This is a genomic window from Flavobacterium sp. (assembly GCF_046155325.1).
Taxonomy (GTDB): Bacteria; Bacteroidota; Bacteroidia; order Flavobacteriales; family Flavobacteriaceae; genus Flavobacterium.
Genome location: NZ_JBJXDQ010000096.1, coordinates 21,966 through 41,844, shown reverse-complemented (window position 1 = coordinate 41,844; position 19,879 = coordinate 21,966). Strand labels below are relative to the sequence as shown.

Below are 19,879 nucleotides of genomic sequence, written 5' to 3'. Positions count from 1 at the left end.
CATCTTATTTTTGATGAATATGCCAATTCACAAATTAGATTTTGAAGATTTTGAAGAAATTAATTATGTTCTAATTGCTATTCACACATCATTAGAAGATTATAGATTAGCTTATTTTATTAATCAAAAGCTACAAATTAATCTAAGTAAAAGTGAAAACGAAATTCAAATCAATGTAAAAGAAGGGGAGACTAATTTTTCAAGATTTTTTTACCAAAATATTGAAAAAGAAATATCTTGGAATTTAATTCAAAATAAAAACGAGGTCATTCAACAAAAAAAAGATAATATCCAAAATCTATTTTCAAATTTAACATTAGAAGTATTAACTAAAGTGTTTTTACTTCCTGAATACAAAAAAGTAGATTATTTTTTAAAAATTGAAAACATAGAAGAAACACAAAATATTGATAAAGTTCAAACTGAATTAAACAAAATTGATACAATATCAGCTGTTTATAATGTTGACTTAAATAAGATAAAATCAAAAAATAATTTAATTTTTTAATAAAAATGCTTACAAACAAAAAAACAAAAATTGTTGCCACATTAGGGCCTGCATGTAGTACAAAAGAAATCATAAAAGATATGGTTGATGCTGGTGTAAACGTGTTTAGAATCAATTTTTCGCATGCCGATTACGAAGATGTAAAGAATAAAATAAATATAATTAGAGAATTAAACGAAGAGTTCGGCTATACTACAGCAATTCTAGGTGATTTACAAGGTCCAAAACTACGTGTGGGTGTAATGGAAGACGGAGTAGTAGTAAATGATGGTGATCTAATTACTTTTACAACTGCAGAAGATATTCTTGGAACAGCTAAAAAAGTTTTCATGAAATACCAAAACTTTCCAAATGATGTAAATCCAGGAGAAAGAATTTTGCTTGATGATGGTAAACTTATATTTGAAATCGTAGAAACTGACAAAAAAACCGAAGTGCTTGCAAAAGTAATTCAAGGTGGTGAATTGAAATCTAAGAAAGGGGTTAATTTACCAAACACAAAAATATCTTTACCGGCTATGACCGAAAAAGATGTGGCCGATGCCATTTTTGCAATTGGTCAAAAAGTAGATTGGATAGCACTTTCTTTTGTAAAAACTCCTAAAGATTTACAAGATTTACAAGAATTAATTGCTAAACATTCTGAATTTAAAATTCCTATTATAGCTAAAATCGAAATGCCCGAAGCATTAGAAAATATTGATAAAATAGTTGCTTATTGCGATGGGATTATGGTGGCTCGTGGAGATTTAGGTGTAGAATTACCCGCACATGAAGTTCCTCTGGTTCAAAAAGAATTAATTCGCAGAGCTAAAACAGCCCGAATTCCAGTAATTGTTGCTACCCAAATGATGGAAACTATGATTACTAGTCTCACTCCTACACGTGCTGAGGTAAATGACGTTGCCAACTCAGTAATGGATGGCGCAGATGCTGTAATGCTTTCAGGAGAAACTGCAACTGGAAATTACCCTGTTCAAGTAATTCAAAAAATGACTCAAATTATTGAAGCTGTTGAGGATTCTCCTCTTATTCAAGTCCCTCAAAACACACCACAAATAAAAACAAGTCGTTTTATTACCAAAATAATATGTCATCATGCATCCCAATTGGCTAATAGTATTAAAGCTAAAGCCATTTGTACCTTAACTAATAGTGGGTATACTGCTTTTCAAATTTCAGCATGGAGACCTCAAGCACATATTTTAGTGTTTACTTCTAATAAAAGAATTCTTACCAGCCTTAATTTATTATGGGGTGTTAAATCCTTTTATTATGACAACTCAGTAAGCACCGACGACACTATTTCAGACATCAATGAAATTGCTAAAACAAAAGGGTATGTGGTGAAAGGAGATTATCTTGTAAACCTATCTGCTATGCCAATTACAGAAAAAGGTATGGTCAATACTTTAAGAGTTTCTGAAATAGAATAATTTTAAAAATTTTAATGATTTCAAACCATCCTCGTTGTAGGATGGTTTTTTTGTTAAAAAGCAAACTTAAGCTGTGCCACAACCGTCTTCTTTTCTGCGGTATTGAGATTACTCAAGGAAATTCCTAACAAGCGAACAGAGTCTTTTAATCGTTCTTGATAAAGTAATTCTTTGACAGTTTCAACTATCATTCCTTTGTCAGAAATAAAATAAGCCAATGTTTTACTACGTGTTTGTTGGGTAAAATCGCTGTATTTTATTTTCAATGTCACTGTTTTCCCTGCTATTTGATATTTTCGTAATCTTTTTTCAAGACTAGTTGCTATATTTTCTAGTTGTTCAATCATAAATATCTCTGAAGACAAATTACTCTCAAAAGTGTGTTCAGCGGCGACAGATTTCGTTATCCTATCTGATTTTACCTCGCTTGTATGAATGCCTCGAACGACATTGTAATAGAAACTACCGGATTTTCCAAAGTGTTTTTCAAGGAATTCCAAGGTTTTACTCTTTAATTCCAAACCCGTGAAAATTCCTAATTGATACATTTTTTCAGTCGTGACTTTCCCCACGCCATAAAATTTTCGAATGGGTAGCACTTCTAAAAAAGAAATAACCTCATCAGGATTAACGGTTTTTTGCCCGTTGGGTTTATTATAATCGCTGGCTATTTTTGCCACAAATTTATTTACCGAAATTCCTGCCGAAGCCGTCAAACCCACTTCACTCAGGATGCGCAACCGTATTTCTTGTGCCAATAATGTGGCGCTCGGATTTCCTTTTTTGTTTATGGTTACATCAAGATAGGCTTCGTCAAGCGACAACGGTTCAACCAAGTCGGTATAATCATTGAAAACAGCTCTAATTTTGTTTGAAATCTCTTTGTAGCGTTCGAATCGGGGTTTTACAAAAATTAAATCAGGACAGTTTTTTTTGGCCAAAACGCCACTTATGGCACTTCTAACTCCAAATTTTCTAGCTTCATAACTTGCTGCCGCAACAACTCCCCTATTTTCTGCTCCACCGACCGCTATAGGTTTTCCTCGCAAAGCAGGATTATCCATTTGCTCTACCGAAGCAAAAAAAGCATCCATATCGATATGTATTATTTTTCTAGTGGAATTCAAATCAGACATAAAAACAAATTTAAGTAAAACAAATTTACAACACACCCCTAGATTTTTTATACATTTGAAATAATACTATTTGATAGATTACGCAATACTTTAATTTGGTAAAAATGATAGAAATAGAAAGAAAATTTTTAGTTACATCAGAAGCCTTCAAAAAGGAAGCTTTTGCCCAAAACAGAATTACCCAAGGCTATTTAAGTTCTGTTCCTGATCGTACCGTTCGGGTTCGTATTAAAGGCGAAAAGGGCTTTTTGACCATCAAAGGAGCATCAAATGAATCGGGGTTGTCAAGATTTGAATGGGAAAAAGAAATCCCTATTGATGAAGCGACAGCATTATTAAAGTTATGCGAAAAAGGAATTATAGATAAAAACCGTTTTGAAGTAAAAGTGGGGAATCACATTTTTGAAATAGACGAATTTTATGGTGAAAACAAAGGTTTAATTTTTGCCGAAATTGAACTCATGGATGAAAATGAATTTTTCGAAAAACCGCTTTGGCTTGGCAAGGAAGTTACAAATGACATTCGATATTACAACTCTTATTTGAGTAAAAACCCTTTTGCCGATTGGTACTAATTATTTTGAAGTACTTCTAAAGTAACTAACATTACTCCAGCCGATTTATTGGCGCATATTTCCTTAAAAGCTCGTTTTGACAAGTCTATTTCTCTAGAACGTACAAATGGACCTCTATCAATAACCTCTACAATTACAAATTTCCCATTAACCTCATTGGTCACTTTTACTTTGGTTCCAAATGGAAATTTTTTGTGAGCTGCTGTATATTTATTATTGTCAAATCTTTTGCCACTAGCTGTTTTTTTTCCGTTAAATTTATCAGCATAATAAGAGGCGTGAGCTTTATTTTTATATAATTTAAAATTTTTATTTTCAAAAAATAAAGTATCCAGTCCAACTTCTTGTATCGGAAAAAGGTTTTTACTTTTTTTAATGGTGTCCTTGCCTAAAACCGTTTTTTGCTTGTCCGAAATCAGGCTTTGACTCATCGCTAAACCAATAAGAGCAGTAGTAAGTAAAAGCGTGATTGTTTTTTTCATTAGTACTTTTTTTGAAATTAGTTTTAGAAAAAACTATTTATAAAAATATCCTTATCAAGAAAAAGTTTTCTAAAACCACATCCCCCAAGGGATTCTACTCAAAATAAGCACTAAACCTAAACCATAATAAATAGAAAAAGTTTTAAATTTTGATTCGCTTGTAGTTAATTTTTTATGTTTGACCCAACCTATTGTAATCAAAGTAATTCCTATAATATTGATTAATGGATGCTCCAAAGAAGTTAAACGTAAAGCTTTGTCCGACATTTGTCCTAATGAAGAAAAACCCAATGGAGAGACAAAATACAAAATTATTCCTATTACTATTTGGGTGTGAATACTGGCTAGTGCCAAAATAGCTATTTTTCGGTCTATCGGAGTAAATTCTTTTTTGGAAACTAGTCCAATAACTGAATTTACAACTGTTATTATCAAAAGTAAAAGGGCTAAATAAGCCCAGCCAGAGTGAAATTTTTGAATAAAATAGTACATAAAATAATTTTTTGTTTCAACAAATATAATAAAAAAGGGGATAAAAAAAAGGCATTCTTGCATCAAGAACACCTTTTTATAACTATTTGACTAGAATCAAAAAATATAATTCTAGTTTACTAATCCTTATTTATTTTTCAAAAAATGATTTAATAAAAATGTCGTAGAGCTGTCATGCTCATTTACAGTCTTAGAGTGTATTTCGTCTAAAATAGAATTGGCCAATTGTTTGCCCAATTCTACCCCCCATTGATCATAACTAAAAATATTCCAAATAATGCCTTGCACAAAAATCTTGTGTTCGTACATCGCTATCAATGAGCCTAATGAATTTGGCGTGAGTTTTTGAATTAATATAGTATTTGTAGGTTTGTTTCCGGCGAAAACTTTAAAAGGCAATAATGCTTTTGCTTTTGCTTCAGAAAGTCCTTGTTTGTCAAATTCAGCCTGAACTTGCGCGGCTGTTTTTCCGTTCATTAAAGCTTCGGTTTGTGCAAAAAAGTTAGACATCAATTTATCGTGATGATCTTCATTCCCGTACAATGGTTTTACAAACCCAATGAAATCTGCAGGAATCATTTTTGTTCCTTGATGAATTAATTGAAAAAAAGCATGTTGAGAATTGGTCCCTGGTTCTCCCCAAATAATAGTACCTGTTTGATAATCAATTTGATTTCCGTCTCTTCCAACACTTTTTCCATTGCTTTCCATAGTGCCTTGTTGTAAATAAGGCGCCAATTTTTGTAAATATTGGGTATATGGAATCAGGGCTTCGCTTTCGGCACCAAAAAAATTATTATACCAAACACTTAATAAAGCAAGAGTAACTGGGATGTTTTTGTCAAAATCAGCTGTTTTAAAATGGGAATCCATTTCGTTTGCGCCTTTTAATAGAGCATCATAATTATCAAAACCAATTGCCAAACTTATCGAAAGTCCAACAGCACTCCACAAAGAAAATCTTCCTCCAACCCAATCCCACATTGGGAAAACGTTGTCAGAATCTATTCCAAATTCCGTAACTTTTTGAATATTTGTTGATACTGCCACAAAATGCTTGGCTACATCATCTTGGGTAGCAGATTCTAAAAACCATTTTTTGATAGTAATTGAGTTTGTTAGTGTCTCTTGAGTTGTAAATGTTTTGGAAGCTATTACAAATAGCGTAGTTTCTGGATTTAGCTTTTTAATAATTTCGTTAACATGATCCCCGTCAACATTCGAAACGAAATACACATTCAAATGATTTTTGTAAAACTGTAAGGCTTCAACTGCCATTGCTGGTCCCAAATCTGATCCGCCAATTCCTATATTTACAATATCTGTAAATGGTTTTCCGGTATATCCTTTTCTAATTCCTCCAACTACCTCGTTTGTAAAGTTTTTGATTTTATTTTTAACTCTGAAAATTTCAGGCATTACATTTTCACCATCTACTTTTATATTTGAAGATTCGTTGGCGCGCAGAGCAGTATGTAAAACGGCTCTGTTTTCGGTTTGATTAATAATATCTCCATCAAAGTATTTAGCGATAGCATCTTTTAATTGAACTTCGTTTGCTAACTGAAATAATAAATCAAGTGTTTCTTGATTAATAATATTTTTTGAATAATCAACGACAAAATCATTCCATTGAACATGAAAATCTGAAGCTCTTGAATCATTTTCAATAAATAATGATTTCATCGAAACATGTTGCATTTTTTTAAAATGATCTTGAATATTTTGCCAAGCGGCAGTTTTTGTTGGATTTGAATTTAATAATCCCATTTTGCTTAAAGTTAAATATTAATGCTTTTCTTTTATCAACTGAATTACAAATTTACACTATTAGTTTGTAAATAATCGCCTCTTAATTATGTTAAATACTGACAATTTATGCTCATTAGTTTATAAGCTTGCGACACTATCCAATTCCTTTTTTAAAGGTTTAATTTGAGACATAAATCTGGGTAAATTTTGTTTATCCATAGATTGAGAATTGGGTAATTTTAGTTTTAAAGCATCTACTTGAACCCCGTTCTTCCAAAATCGATAACACACGTGTGGTCCCGAAGCTAGTCCCGTGCTACCCACTTTTCCTATAACACTACCTTGATTAACTCTTTGTCCTTTACGAACCAAAATTTTGGATAGGTGTAAATATTGAGTAGCATAGGTAATATCATGCTTTACTTTTACAAAATTTCCGTTACCCGCTGTATATCCTGTTTGCTCTACAACCCCAGAAGCTGTTGTCATGATTGGCGTACCAGTAGGCGCAGCATAATCTGTACCTTTATGGGCTTTCCAAGTTAATTGAACGGGATGAAATCTATTTTTTGAGAAACGCGAAGTTATATTAACAAATTTTAATGGTGCTTTTAAGAAAAAATTCTTTAGTGCTTTTCCCTCTTCATCATAATAGTCAATTTTTTCAGAATTTTGATTTTGAGCAAAAGGAAATGCATAAATTAATTTTCCTTTATACTCAAAAAAAGCGGCTTTTAAACTATCGACTCCATCATAAATTGTATCGTCAATATACCTTTCGGTAAAAGTTATTCCGAATTTATCTCCTTTTTTTAACTTAAAAAAATCAATTGACCAAGCATATACTTTTGTCAACTTATTGGCTAATCCAACATCAACACGCTGTTTGCTTAATGCTTCTGACAACGACCCATGGAGTTTACCTGTAATGGTTCGTTGCTTGAATCGCATAGGTCTTGTTTTTTTATAAACCAAAATAGAATCTCTAAAATCAATTACATAATAACTGGATTTATCAGGTTGATAAATGAAAACTTGCAACTTTTTATAGCGGTCTTTAGATCTTAATAAAGTAAAAGGTTTTCCTATTTTAATTGTTTTTACGCTAAAACTATCTTTTACTTTTTCTATAATATCATACACCTTTTTGTCTTCAAGATTTTGATTGTCTAGAATACTTCCAAATGTATCTCCGCTTTGAATAGTATCGTGCATAACATTAAAATCACTAAAACTGAATCCAAAATTATTAACTGCTTTAGAAGATTCATTATCAGGAATTATATTGATGGCGTCTGATTGTCGACAAGAAATCAATGAAAACAAAAAAAATATAAATAAAGATACTTTTTTCAAAGTCTGTGTATTTGGCAATTTATTAGTATTATGAACCCTCACATGAAATATATATTCAACAAGGTAAGATAGGGAATTAAATTAATCGAATGTTTTTTTATTTTTTACTTTGAAAGAATATTTCAATCCTTTGAATGCGTCTAAATCAGCTTTTATAGACCCGACGGCTAGACTTGCTTTGATACGAAGAGGTAATTTATTATTGTCATCAGAGACCCATACTGTCAAACTTTCTTCTTCTTTGAAAACACGCCCTGACTGAACTAGTGGTCTAAAAATCATTGACGGTATCACTCCAAATTTAGTTGTTATATCTTCACGTCCTAAAAATTTGAGTTTAAATTTTGTAGTTTCATCATCAAAAAACATATCAATAACTACGGATTCTCCAGGAACTAATTTATCGATATTAGGATGGTTCCTTAAATAATAAAAGGCAGAAAGAATATCTTGAGAATTTTTAGGAATTTCAAGGGTTTTCTGTGTTTTATTCTTATAATCTTTTACAAAGATTTTGTTTTCTGTATGGCTAAAAAAACCTTCTTGGTTTTTTGTATACCCTCCTTCATCAATTTTTCGAACAAATTGGTAAGGTATTCCCGTTTCTTTATCAAAATAGCTTTCGTATAAATCATCTACTTTAAAAAAAAATCGAGACATTCCTGTGGTGTATCCTTTTCCTATGACGTGGAAAACTTTCTTATTACTTATTACAGCATCTTTAACCTCAACTGTTACATAACCCGCATTTAAAATTCCATAGTGAATCCTAAATTTAAACAATTCGCCTACTTCAAAGGCATCTTCCCTTTGGGAATCAAAACTTACCGTTACAATAAATAACAATGCAATAATTATCTTTTTTATCATCTGTTTGAATTATGTTTTAACGGCAAATACAAATTCTGTTCCAAATGTATTAAAACAAAAAAACTCAGTCAAATAATGACCGAGTTTTTATGCTATTAACTAACCAAAAAATATAAATTATGAAATTTATATGAAAATCAAAAGGAAACCACCCCTTTTAATTCCGTTACAAAGATACATAAGTTTATAGTTTTTTTAGGTAAAATTAAAGTTTAACAGAAGATTTGTCAACATAGTTGTTAAAATAAGTTATTTTTTTACATTATATAAAAAAAAGGGGCTTTTTTAGCGTTCCTTTAAATTTATTTGTCAAAATATTAAATAAAAATCAGAGAGAATTAGTGGAATATTTAATTTTTCAAGGATAACAACGATAAATTCAGGGATTTTCCAATTATAAAAAGGTTAAAACCAAAACCCAACACTAATCCAGGTAAACTCTTTTCTGGTTTCGGGTGACCAAGAATACTTTATTTCTAATGGACCTATCAAAGTTTCTAAGCCGTATCCAAGTGCATAACCTGAATGTCTGGGAATAGAAACCCAACCGACTGTACGAAATAAATTATCTTGAATATTTGCGTAATTAGCTGTTAGGTTAATATGATTTTTTTTGAATATTTCGTAATCAATTGTCGCAGTTGATCTTAGATAACTATTAGCTGATTGACTCAAAAAATCATATCCGTAAAAATGCTTAAAATTATTTATGCCGTTGAATCCATATCCCCCAAAACTAAAATTAAAAAAAGGCACACTTGAACTTCCTATCGAAACACCAGCATCGGTTTGAAATCGAACTGAAGTGTTTTTAGAAATTTTTCTAGCGATTCCGAAATCTACTTTTGCAATAGAATATGGGGTAAAGGTGTTAGTATAATTTGAAGAAGCTAAATAAGATTGAATATCTCCAGAAAAAAACCAACCTGCTTTAGGGAAGTATATATTGTCAAGGGAATCATACTTCATATAACCAAAAACACTCCAGTAAGTGCTTTTATCAATAATTGTTGAAAGTTCTTTTGAAGTTCTAGTGTTTATATTTAATATTTTAATTTCAGCTCCAACTCCTAATAAAAATTTATGTGCAAACAATGTTTGCACATAGGCTTGATTTGTCCAATCATCATAATCAATATTTATAGTTTTTATATCGGGAAAATCAAGACTTAAACCCGTCATCTTTTTGGAAACATATTTATTAAATTGATTAAAATGTGATTTAAAACCAAAGCTCCAATAAAATCCATTGTCAATATAATAATCTAGATTATATCTTAAATTATCTCCCAAAACAAGATCTAAAGATGTGATGTCATTTTTAAACAATGTCTTTTTCTGAGTAATGTTTACTAAAACTGCACTTTTAAACAAATCGTCATAATGCAAAGCAAATTTTAAAAAAGTGTGATTTGTAGCTTCAGTCAAAGAAAGTTTTAAATCATCTTTTGATTTATTTTCCTCAAAGTAATAATTTATAGCGCTAAAATTTTGAGTCGCATTAATATTGTCAATGGAAGTTCTCAATTGATCGTAACTAATTTTATCTCCTTCTATAAACCCTAGTTTTCCTTTGACATAAGACCGGGTGTAGTTTTTTAGTTTATTGATATAAATATTGTTAATTTCTAGACTATCCGAAATTGTTTTTTGGGAAGTAGTATGATACTCTTTATTTCCATATTTTTTTAATTGCTCTATAACTTCAAAAGCAGCTTCTTCTCCTTTTTGAATAATGTTTAATCCTTTATCAAAGGAAATTAAGCCGTAATTTTTAATATCTGGTTTTATATAAATGTCGGTGTCTTTTATGTTCAATTTCATTTTTTCAATTGATTGAAGTACGGTGACCTGACTTAAAATTTTTGTGGCTTGTTTTAGTTCTTCTCTACTCAATAATCCATCTTGAACATCGACTCCAATAATTATATCAGCTCCCATTTTTCTAACCTCCTCAATAGGATAATTGTTTGTAACGCCCCCATCAACAAGTAACATACCGTTGATTTCTACTGGCGAAAATAAAGTAGGAAATGCAGAACTAGCAATCATAGCATGCGCTAAATTTCCTTTGTCTAATATAACTTGTTCTCCGGTTTCAATATTTGTTGCAATACACAAAAAAGGAATTTTGAGTTGGTTAAAATCTCTAACATACCTTACATTTCTAGTAAATGAACTCAGCAAATTATAATTATACATTCCTTTTGAAAGGGCATCAGGAATACCGATTTTAAATTTATTAAAAGGCAATACAAAAGCATATAATTCGTCATTTTTCTTCTCATAAAAATTTTTGGAATTTCGGGGTGTATAATCTTGAAATAATTTGTCAAAGTTTATAGTTCTAAATATTGAGTCAATTTGTGTTGCATTATATCCAGAAGCATAAAGTCCTCCAACGACTGCTCCCATACTAGTTCCGCCAATGTAGTCAATTTTTACTCCTGCTTGTTCAATAACCTTTAAAACACCAATATGTGCAAATCCTTTTGCACCACCACCACTTAAAACCAATCCTATTTTAGGTCTTTTGATGGTGTCTTGTGAAAAAACAGATATGACACTGAAAAAGAGAAAAACGAATAAGACTGTCTTTTTCATTTATTAAGTATTAGTCTTGTAAAAGTCGGTAATTTTTTTGGCTTTTGAAACTCCAACTACTTCTAAAATTTCTTTTTCTGTAGCCAATTTCAATCTTTTAACACTTTTAAAGTGCTGTATTAAAGTAAGCATCGTTTTTTCGCCTATTCCTGGTATATTTTCAATAGAAGAGCTTAGTGCTGCTTTGCTTCTTTTGTCTCTATGATGCGAGATTCCGAAACGATGGGCTTCATTTCGCAATTGCTGGATAACTTTCAAAGTTTCCGACTTTTTATCCAAATACAGCGGGATTGAATCCCCTGGATAAAAAAGTTCTTCAAGTCTTTTGGCAATACCAATAATCGTAATTTTTCCACGCAAACCTAGTTCGTCAATACTTTTTAATGCCGATGACAATTGTCCTTTTCCACCGTCAATAATAATAAGTTGTGGTAGTTGTTCGTTTTCATCTAATAATCGTTTGTATCTTCTGTAAACCACTTCGGTCATCGAAGCAAAATCATCAGGTCCTTCGACGGTTTTGATGTTAAAATGGCGATAATCTTTTTTACTGGGTTTCCCATCTTTAAAAACAACACAAGCTGCTACGGGATTTGTGCCTTGAATATTTGAATTGTCAAAACATTCGATATGCCTTGGCTCAAATGGTAATCTTAAATCTTTTTGCATTTGAGCCATAATACGATTGGCGTGACGATCTGGATCTACAATTTGAAGTTGTTTTAATTGTTCTATTCTGTAAAACTTAGCATTTCGAATAGACAAATCTAAAATCTGTTTCTTATCTCCAAGTTGAGGAACTGTTATTTTTAGGGTTGACCCCAAATCAACTTCAAAAGGAACAATGATTTCTTTAGACAATAACCCAAACCGTTCCCTGAGTTCAATAATCGCTAGTTCTAATAATTCGGCATCGGTTTCGTCCAGCTTTTTTTTGATTTCCATAGTATGGGAGCGAATTATCGAACCATGTGAAATTTGCAGAAAGTTTATAAATGCCGCACCTTCATCAGATACTATCGAAAACACATCTATATTTGTGATTTTTGGATTAACAATCGTAGAACGAGATTGGTAATTTTCGAGAATTTCTATTTTTTCCTTGATTTTTTGGGCTTCTTCAAAATGCAAGTCACTAGCCAAATTGATCATGAGCTTCTTAAAATCTTTCATGCTTTCTTTAAAATTCCCTTTTAGAATTTCTCGAACAGCATTCACTTGTTTTTGATAATTTTCTAAAGTTTCATGACCCTCACACGGCCCTTTGCAATTGCCAATGTGATATTCTAAACAAACCTTAAATTTCCCACTTTCGATATTTGATTTACTTAAATCATAATTGCAAGTTCGTAGCGGATATAATTCTTTTATCAATTCCAAAATTGTGCTCACTGTCTTGAAACTAGTATACGGTCCAAAATATTCCGAGCCATCCTTTACCAATCTTCGAGTTGAAAATATCCGTGAAAATGGTTCTTTTTTGATGCAAATCCATGGATAGCTTTTGTCGTCTCGCAACAAAACATTGTATCTAGGTTGTAGCGTTTTAATTAAGTTGTTTTCTAGTAAAAGTGCATCTGTTTCTGTAGGAACAACGATGTGTTTTATGGTTACAATTTTTTTAACCAAAACATTCGTTTTGGCAGTGTCGTGAATTTTATTGAAATAAGAAGCAACTCTTTTTTTTAAGTTTTTGGCTTTGCCAACATATAAAATTTTACCATCCTTATCATAATATTGATAAACGCCAGGCCCGTCTGGTAAGGTTTGTATTTGAAGTTCGAGGGTTAGGTTGATCATAGAACAAAGTTAATAAATTCAAGACCAAAATGTATAAGTTCGCATAAAGAGATTCGTATTTTAGCTACTTTTATCTTTTAAAAAAATTATGACTAAAAAAGAATTGCGAATTAAATACAAAGCCTTGCGAAACCAACTCTCAGAAGAAGATTTGGAACAAATGAGTTTGGTAATTGCTAATGAAGTGCTGAAGCTTCCTGTTTGGGAGAAAACATATTTCCATATTTTTCTGCCTATTATAGAACAAAAAGAAGTTAACACTGAGTATATCTTGCATCTTCTTTCTGGAAAAGACAAAGAAATTATTGTGTCGAAAAGTGATTTTAAAACTCTAAATATGACTCATTTTCTATTAACAGACAATACCAAAATAAAGAAAAACGAATACAATATTCCCGAACCTATTGATGGTTTAAAAGTTCCTGCCAACAAAATTGATGTGGTTTTTGTACCGCTTTTGGCTTTTGACAAAACTGGACATCGAGTAGGCTATGGCAAAGGATTTTACGACAAATTCTTGATGGAATGCAAACCCGAAACTATAAAAATTGGACTTTCCTTCTTTGATTCAGAAGAACTAATTGAGGATGTATTTATAAACGACTTAAAGCTTGATTATTGTGTTACACCAAATGGAGTTTATCGGTTTTAACTACCTTAGCAGAATACAATCTCAATACGCCTTAGATTTGGCGTTATCACCATACAAAAACTGCATTTGAAAGAAAATGAAATAAATATAGAGTCTTACAATTTTATTGGAAAAATGTTGTCTTTTTCAGAAGCACCAACTCCAAAAGGAAAATGGAATGGATCTTCTGACCATTTACAATATGTAGATCTTTCAGATAATTTTATAAATTCTCCAATAATTGAAAGGCAGTATATGCCTGAATATTCTGAAACAAAAATCTATATTTCAATTGATGGGATTAAATATGGATTCATAGATTCTGAATACGTAAATTTTTATAAATTTATTTATAAAATATCTTTATGGAACTCATTATATAAAACAGTTTCTATAGAATATTTAAAGGAAAAAACATTGTATTGGATTATTGATATTTATAAAAACAAAAAAACAAAATCTGATTTATTGCCATTTATTGAAAGTTGCTTAAATACTGACATAAAAAAAATCAAATACTATTTCCCGATTTTAAATCTTGACATCGAAAAATCATTCAAAATTGGAGATGTTGAGTTTACTTTTTTTACCAAAGAATTTTTTGATGAATTTTGGGATAAAAAGTCAAAAGAAATGAATACTTCTGAAGAAAGTTTTAATTCTTTATTTAGAAAATATCAAGGTCAAGTGTTTGTTTTATCAGAAGTAGAAGCCGAAGAATCTAAAGCACAAGAATTGGCATACGATAATGTTTGTCTAGCAACAGACATTATTAAACTTTTATCTCCCACTGTTTATTTCCCAAACGAAAAATGTAATATTGAACTTGAAAGCAGACTGCCTTTTAGTTTTGAACATTTATCTATAGAATCAGATAAAAAATTTGATTTTAAGATTTCAGTGCAAACAAATAGAGGAACGTTTGTGATTAAAAATGAAATGATAGAAGGTATAAGGGAAAATATGCTGAAGCTTTTCGGTTATTTACTTACTAAAAACGAAAAAAGCGATTTAGAAAGAAAAATAATTTCCTCAATACAATTCTATTCTAGATGTATGATGGAAAATGATTTGCATTTAAGGGTTTCTCATTTAATAATGATAACAGAAAGTATTTTTTTACTCGATGAAGAAACATATAAAATGGAGAATAAATGTAAAAAAAGAATGTGCCAACTAATATACAGAAACGACAAAAAACTCAGACAATCATTATATGACTGTTTAACTGATATGTATGAAATTAGACATAAAATGACACATAAATCAATAAAAAACTTCATTGAAATAGAAAAGCTAAGATTATTACAAACAAGTATTGTTGATGTTTTTTTAATACTTCTAGACAATGTTAAAGGATTGAAAAATAAAGAAGCATTAATATTGAACATTGATGAAGAAATAAAAGCCAACACTTAATTATCTATTCAAATAAATTTCTAAGCTCCCCAAATCCCTAGCCCTGATAGCAGCGAAAATCCTTTTTTGAGGTTTTTACCGAAAAAAAGATTGCAGCGAATAGCAGGAAATAGCTCCTAATGCTGATGATGAAAAGCTTTTTTATTAAAGAATATTAATATCCCAACTCCTGTAGAAATAGCCATGTCGGCAATGTTGAAAATAGCATTAAAGAATTTAAACTGATTACCACCTATAACTGGTATCCAACTTGGCCAATTCCCTTCGAATAATGGGAAATATAACATATCAACTACTTTGCCGTGAAACCAAGTCCCATAGGGTTTATCTGTAAATAATATAGCTAAATGACCATAACTATCGTCAAAAATAACACCATAAAAAACGGAGTCAATAATGTTTCCAAAAGCGCCTGCAAGAATTAGTGAAATAGCCACAATCAAATAATTAGAACTGTGTTTTCTTTCTACAGAATCCCACAACCAGTATCCAATTCCTGTAACAGCAATTAACCTAAAAAGAGTCAAAAACAATTTACCATATTCTCCAGGAATCACGGTTCCCCATGCCATTCCTTCGTTTTCTATTAATAATATTTTAAACCAGTTGGTTACGTCTATTTGACCAACTTCCCCATAAACAAAATTGGTTTTGATAAATATTTTGGTAAATTGATCTGCAAGTAAGATGAGGAAAACTATCAGATAGGCATTTCGTAAGTTCATTTTATAAATTTTAATGGCGCACAAGCAGATAAATTATAAAAATTAAATCCCAAATCCCAATAATTTAATACGTTATTATTGGGATTTGGAATTTGGAATTTTTTAATTGTTATCGTTGCAAATTCTTAGCTTCTATACTCATTGTAGCATGAGGAACAATCATTAATCGCTCTTTGCTAATTAATTTCCCTGTTACTTTACAAGTTCCATAGGTTTTATTTTCTACACGAAAAAGAGCATTTTTCAAGTCACGAATAAACTTTTCTTGACGAATGGCTAACTGTGAGTTGGCTTCTTTAGACATGGTTTCGCTTCCTTCTTCAAAAGCTTTGAAGGTAGGCGAAGTATCGTCAGTTCCATTATTTAAATCGTTCATATAAGCGCTTTTTATCAAGTCTAAATCGGCTTGTGCTTTGGCTATTTTTTTTAATATTAACCCTTTAAACTCAGCCAAATCTGCGTCTGAATATCTTGCAATTTCATCTGTCATTTTCTTGTTATTTAGTGATTGCTATTTTTGTTTTTATTTCGTCAAATTCGATTTCTGTTCCATTGCTTAAATCATCTTCAAAAACTAATATTTCAGTTAATGTTTCAGATTTAATGTAATCTTCATTTGCTTTTACTGCTTTTTCTAATTGCTTCGCCTGTTCGCTTTGGCTCGGGTCTGTATTTTTTTGCAAATGTACTTTAATTTTGTCAACAACCTCAAAACCAGAATCTTTTCTTATATTTTGAATTCTATTAACTAATTCTCTTGCAATACCTTCTAGTTTTAATTCCTCAGAAATGGTTATGTCCAAGGCTACAGTAATTCCATTGGAATTAGCAACCAACCAACCTTCGATATCTTGCGAAGAAATCTCCACATCTTCTACCGATAAAGTTATGCTATTTGTAGCAATTGTAATATCAATTTTACCATCCTTATCCAATTGATTGATTTGAGTAGCTGAAAAATTTTCTATCTCTTTGGCAATCAATCCCATATCTTTACCAAATCGTGGGCCAAGAGCTTTAAAATTAGGTTTAATTTGTTTAATTAAAATTCCAGAATCGTCGTCTAAAAATACAATTTCTTTGACGTTAACTTCGGCTTTTATTAGATTAGAAACAGCTTCAATTTCGGCACGTTGATTCTCGTCAAGTACCGGAATCATTATCTTTTGCAACGGTTGACGCACCTTGATCATTTCCTTTTTTCTAAGCGATAAAACCAGTGAAGAAATGGTCTGTGCTTTCTGCATTTTTCTCTCTAACAATTTATCAACAAAGTTTCCAACATATTTTGGGAATTCTGCCAAATGTACAGAGTCAAATTTTTCCGATTGTGTTGCCAAAGTTAAATCTCTGTAAAGCTTATCCATGAAAAAAGGAGCGATAGGTGCACCGAGTTTGCTAATGGTCAATAAACAGGTATATAAGGTCTGATAAGCGGCAATTTTGTCCTGTGCATATTCGCCCTTCCAAAAACGACGACGACACAAACGAACGTACCAATTACTCAAGTTTTCACTCACAAATTCCGAAATGGCACGAGCTGCTTTCGTAGGTTCATAATCTGCATACGCTTCATCAACCACTTTAATTAGAGTGTTTAATTCTGATATTATCCATTGGTCAATTTCTGGCCTTTCGTTAATTGGAATTTCATTCTCAGCATAAGTGAAATTGTCAATATTGGCGTACAATGCAAAGAAAGAATAGGTATTGTATAATGTTCCAAAGAATTTACGTCGAACCTCAGCAATTCCTTCCAAGTCGAATTTTAAATTGTCCCAAGGATTCGCATTCGAAATCATATACCAACGCGTGGCATCAGGTCCATATTCGTTTAATGTATCGAATGGATCGGCTGCATTTCCTAAACGTTTAGACATTTTTTGTCCGTTTTTGTCCAAAACCAAACCATTTGAAACTACATTTTTATAAGCTACTTTGTCAAAAACCAAAGTCGAAATCGCGTGTAAAGTATAAAACCAACCTCTAGTTTGATCTACACCTTCGGCAATGAAATCAGCAGGAAAGTCTTTGTTTTCGTCAATTTTATCTTTGTTTTCAAAAGGATAATGCCATTGCGCATAAGGCATTGCGCCAGAATCGAACCAAACGTCAATCAAATCGGATTCGCGTTTCATAGGTTTTCCGGAAGCCGAAACTAACGTGATTTCATCCACCACATTTTTATGTAAGTCAACCAAATCATAGTTTGCTTCGTCCATATTTCCAATTTCGAAACCTTTGAAAGGGTTTTCCTTTTGGAAACCTGCAGCAATAGATTTTTCAATTTCGTTGTATAATTCTTCCACCGAACCAATCAAAATTTCTTCTCCCGAATCGTCGGGGCCAGCTTCACTTCTCCAAATTGGCAATGGAATTCCCCAAAAACGAGAGCGCGATAAATTCCAATCGTTGGCATTTTTCAACCAATTTCCGAAACGACCTTCTCCAGTTGATTTTGGTTTCCAATTGATGGTTTCGTTCAATTCGAACATTCGATCCCGAACTTTGGTAATTTCTATAAACCAAGAATCTAGGGGATAATACAAAATAGGCGTGTCAGTTCTCCAGCAATGTGGGTAACTGTGCACGTATTTCTCTACTTTAAAAGCTTTATTTTCTTCTTTTAATTGGATGGCAATTTCCACATCTATCGAACGCTCTGGTGCTTCACCTTCGTTGTAATATTCGTTTTTAACGTATTTTCCGGAATAACTTCCTAAACCATCGATGAATTTTCCTTGTAGATTTACTAATGGAACTGGGTTTCCGTTTTCGTCTAAAACTAACATTGGTGGAACTTCGGGAATGGCTTCTTTAGCTACTTTTGCATCATCAGCACCAAAAGTCGGCGCTGTGTGTACAATTCCTGTTCCATCTTCTGTAGTTACAAAATCTCCAGCAATTACTCGGAAAGCATTTTCTGGGTTTTGATAAGGTAAAGTGAATTGCATCAATTGCTCGTAACGAATTCCAACTAAATCCGCTCCTTTACATTCTGCAATAATTTGATATGGAATTTTCTTGTCGCCTTCTTTGAAATTTTCAAAATCAGAAGCTTCAGTACTTGCAAAAAATCCTTTCGAAAATTGTTTTCCAACCAAGTTTTTGGCCAAAATCACTTTTGAACGCAAATAAGTATATTGATTGAAAGTGTCAACTAATACATAATCAATTTTTGGACCTACTGTCAATGCAGTATTTGAAGGCAAAGTCCAAGGTGTTGTCGTCCAAGCGAGGAACGCCCCCTCCGACTCCCCCGAAGGGGGAGAGGCAATACCGAAAGCTTTAGACACAGTATTTTCTCCTGTTCCCCCTTTGGGGGTTAGGGGGCAGAACTGCGCCACAACCGTCGTATCCGTAACATCACGGTAACTTCCCGGTTGGTTTACTTCGTGCGAAGACAAACCTGTTCCCGCTTTTGGAGAATACGGCTGAATGGTGTAGCCTTTGTACATCAAATCCTTGTTGTAGATTTGTTTCAAAATCCACCAAACGGTTTCCATATACTTGGATTTGTAGGTGATATATGGATCTTCCATATCTACCCAATAGCCCATTTTTTCGGTTAAATCGTTCCACACATCGGTGTAACGCATCACCGTTTTTTTGCAGGCTTCGTTGTATTCTTCTACAGAAATAGTTTTTCCAATATCTTCTTTTGTAATTCCTAGTTCTTTTTCAGTGCCTAATTCTACGGGTAACCCATGCGTATCCCAGCCCGCTTTTCGCTTTACTTGGAATCCTTTTTGTGTTTTATAACGGCAAAATATATCTTTAATAGCACGTGCCATGACGTGGTGTATTCCCGGCAATCCGTTTGCTGAAGGTGGGCCTTCAAAAAATACGAATGGTGGGTTGCCTTCACGAGTGGTTACGCTCTTCTCGAAAATGTTTTCTTTTTTCCAAAAATCAAGTACTTCCGATGCCACTGTGGGCAAGTTAAGTCCTTTGTATTCAGTAAATTTTATGCTCATTTTATCCTTTTCTTAAATCGTGGTGCGAAAGTAATAAATAGTTATGAATTATGAGTTATGAGTTGTGAGTTTTTGTTTGCCACAAAGGCGCAAAGGCACAAATTTTGAAGAGATTA

The 19,879-nt window shown here is 32.2% G+C and carries 16 protein-coding genes; 5 read left to right on the top strand and 11 right to left on the bottom strand.

Features of this window, described 5'->3' with window-relative positions:
- Positions 1-19: 19 nt before the first annotated feature.
- Complete coding sequence (locus ACKVOD_RS06630) at positions 20-508, top strand: IPExxxVDY family protein (protein ID WP_409208683.1); 489 nt, start codon at positions 20-22, stop codon at positions 506-508.
- 5 nt (positions 509-513) lie between these two features.
- Positions 514-1,944, top strand: coding sequence for a pyruvate kinase (gene pyk / locus ACKVOD_RS06625; RefSeq protein WP_409208682.1), 1,431 nt, complete (start codon positions 514-516; stop codon positions 1,942-1,944).
- 53 nt (positions 1,945-1,997) lie between these two features.
- On the opposite strand, the gene dinB is transcribed toward pyk, so the two are convergent.
- Positions 1,998-3,080, bottom strand: a complete 1,083-nt coding sequence (gene dinB / locus ACKVOD_RS06620; protein ID WP_409208681.1) for a DNA polymerase IV — start codon at positions 3,078-3,080, stop codon at positions 1,998-2,000.
- A gap of 104 nt (positions 3,081-3,184) precedes the next feature.
- Here dinB and ACKVOD_RS06615 point away from each other — a divergent pair, with 104 nt between their 5' ends.
- Positions 3,185-3,655 (top strand): CYTH domain-containing protein, encoded by a 471-nt coding sequence (locus ACKVOD_RS06615; RefSeq protein WP_409208680.1) that lies wholly within the window; start codon positions 3,185-3,187, stop codon positions 3,653-3,655.
- On the opposite strand, the gene ACKVOD_RS06610 is transcribed toward ACKVOD_RS06615, so the two are convergent.
- From ACKVOD_RS06610 to uvrC, 7 genes are all read right to left on the bottom strand, one after another.
- Positions 3,652-4,137: a septal ring lytic transglycosylase RlpA family protein gene (locus ACKVOD_RS06610; RefSeq protein ID WP_409208679.1), complete on the bottom strand. Its 486-nt coding sequence runs from the start codon at positions 4,135-4,137 to the stop codon at positions 3,652-3,654. The two genes, ACKVOD_RS06615 and ACKVOD_RS06610, sit on opposite strands and share 4 nt — an antisense overlap.
- A gap of 69 nt (positions 4,138-4,206) precedes the next feature.
- Positions 4,207-4,629, bottom strand: a complete 423-nt coding sequence (locus ACKVOD_RS06605) for a hypothetical protein (RefSeq protein ID WP_409208678.1) — start codon at positions 4,627-4,629, stop codon at positions 4,207-4,209.
- A 126-nt stretch (positions 4,630-4,755) separates the two neighbouring features.
- Complete coding sequence (gene pgi, locus ACKVOD_RS06600) at positions 4,756-6,399, bottom strand: glucose-6-phosphate isomerase (RefSeq protein WP_409208677.1); 1,644 nt, start codon at positions 6,397-6,399, stop codon at positions 4,756-4,758.
- Positions 6,400-6,519: 120 nt separating this feature from the next.
- Complete coding sequence (locus tag ACKVOD_RS06595; RefSeq protein ID WP_409208676.1) at positions 6,520-7,737, bottom strand: peptidoglycan DD-metalloendopeptidase family protein; 1,218 nt, start codon at positions 7,735-7,737, stop codon at positions 6,520-6,522.
- A gap of 81 nt (positions 7,738-7,818) precedes the next feature.
- Positions 7,819-8,604, bottom strand: coding sequence for a DUF3108 domain-containing protein (locus ACKVOD_RS06590; protein WP_409208694.1), 786 nt, complete (start codon positions 8,602-8,604; stop codon positions 7,819-7,821).
- Between the two features lie 408 nt (positions 8,605-9,012).
- Complete coding sequence (locus ACKVOD_RS06585) at positions 9,013-11,211, bottom strand: patatin-like phospholipase family protein (protein WP_409208675.1); 2,199 nt, start codon at positions 11,209-11,211, stop codon at positions 9,013-9,015.
- A gap of 3 nt (positions 11,212-11,214) precedes the next feature.
- On the bottom strand, positions 11,215-13,011 hold the full coding sequence (gene uvrC, locus ACKVOD_RS06580; RefSeq protein ID WP_409208674.1) for an excinuclease ABC subunit UvrC: 1,797 nt from the start codon (positions 13,009-13,011) through the stop codon (positions 11,215-11,217).
- Between the two features lie 88 nt (positions 13,012-13,099).
- Between uvrC and ACKVOD_RS06575 the strand changes: the two genes are divergently transcribed.
- Both ACKVOD_RS06575 and ACKVOD_RS06570 read left to right on the top strand, forming a co-directional pair.
- The gene (locus ACKVOD_RS06575) at positions 13,100-13,663 is read left to right on the top strand and encodes a 5-formyltetrahydrofolate cyclo-ligase (protein WP_409208673.1); all 564 of its coding nucleotides are present in this window, start codon (positions 13,100-13,102) and stop codon (positions 13,661-13,663) included.
- 66 nt (positions 13,664-13,729) lie between these two features.
- On the top strand, positions 13,730-15,061 hold the full coding sequence (locus tag ACKVOD_RS06570; protein ID WP_409208672.1) for a hypothetical protein: 1,332 nt from the start codon (positions 13,730-13,732) through the stop codon (positions 15,059-15,061).
- Between the two features lie 116 nt (positions 15,062-15,177).
- On the opposite strand, the gene ACKVOD_RS06565 is transcribed toward ACKVOD_RS06570, so the two are convergent.
- From ACKVOD_RS06565 to ileS, 3 genes are all read right to left on the bottom strand, one after another.
- A complete protein-coding gene (locus ACKVOD_RS06565; RefSeq protein ID WP_409208671.1) occupies positions 15,178-15,786 on the bottom strand; it encodes a lipoprotein signal peptidase in 609 nt (202 codons plus the stop codon).
- 109 nt (positions 15,787-15,895) lie between these two features.
- Positions 15,896-16,276, bottom strand: a complete 381-nt coding sequence (locus tag ACKVOD_RS06560; RefSeq protein ID WP_409208670.1) for a TraR/DksA family transcriptional regulator — start codon at positions 16,274-16,276, stop codon at positions 15,896-15,898.
- A gap of 7 nt (positions 16,277-16,283) precedes the next feature.
- Positions 16,284-19,763 carry an isoleucine--tRNA ligase gene (gene ileS, locus ACKVOD_RS06555; RefSeq protein ID WP_409208669.1) on the bottom strand — a complete coding sequence of 1,160 codons (3,480 nt, stop codon included), beginning with the start codon at positions 19,761-19,763 and terminating at the stop codon, positions 16,284-16,286.
- Positions 19,764-19,879 lie beyond the last annotated feature (116 nt).

What these genes read in the sequence shown, in the direction of transcription:
- ACKVOD_RS06630 (WP_409208683.1), top strand. Translation starts at nt 20, where the DNA reads ATGCCAATTCACAAATTAGATTTTGAAGATTTTGAAGAAATTAATTAT.
- pyk (WP_409208682.1), top strand. Translation starts at nt 514, where the DNA reads ATGCTTACAAACAAAAAAACAAAAATTGTTGCCACATTAGGGCCTGCA.
- dinB (WP_409208681.1), bottom strand. Translation starts at nt 3,080, where the DNA reads ATGTCTGATTTGAATTCCACTAGAAAAATAATACATATCGATATGGAT.
- ACKVOD_RS06615 (WP_409208680.1), top strand. Translation starts at nt 3,185, where the DNA reads ATGATAGAAATAGAAAGAAAATTTTTAGTTACATCAGAAGCCTTCAAA.
- ACKVOD_RS06610 (WP_409208679.1), bottom strand. Translation starts at nt 4,137, where the DNA reads ATGAAAAAAACAATCACGCTTTTACTTACTACTGCTCTTATTGGTTTA.
- ACKVOD_RS06605 (WP_409208678.1), bottom strand. Translation starts at nt 4,629, where the DNA reads ATGTACTATTTTATTCAAAAATTTCACTCTGGCTGGGCTTATTTAGCC.
- pgi (WP_409208677.1), bottom strand. Translation starts at nt 6,399, where the DNA reads ATGGGATTATTAAATTCAAATCCAACAAAAACTGCCGCTTGGCAAAAT.
- ACKVOD_RS06585 (WP_409208675.1), bottom strand. Translation starts at nt 11,211, where the DNA reads ATGAAAAAGACAGTCTTATTCGTTTTTCTCTTTTTCAGTGTCATATCT.
- uvrC (WP_409208674.1), bottom strand. Translation starts at nt 13,011, where the DNA reads ATGATCAACCTAACCCTCGAACTTCAAATACAAACCTTACCAGACGGG.
- ACKVOD_RS06575 (WP_409208673.1), top strand. Translation starts at nt 13,100, where the DNA reads ATGACTAAAAAAGAATTGCGAATTAAATACAAAGCCTTGCGAAACCAA.
- ACKVOD_RS06565 (WP_409208671.1), bottom strand. Translation starts at nt 15,786, where the DNA reads ATGAACTTACGAAATGCCTATCTGATAGTTTTCCTCATCTTACTTGCA.
- ACKVOD_RS06560 (WP_409208670.1), bottom strand. Translation starts at nt 16,276, where the DNA reads ATGACAGATGAAATTGCAAGATATTCAGACGCAGATTTGGCTGAGTTT.
- ileS (WP_409208669.1), bottom strand. Translation starts at nt 19,763, where the DNA reads ATGAGCATAAAATTTACTGAATACAAAGGACTTAACTTGCCCACAGTG.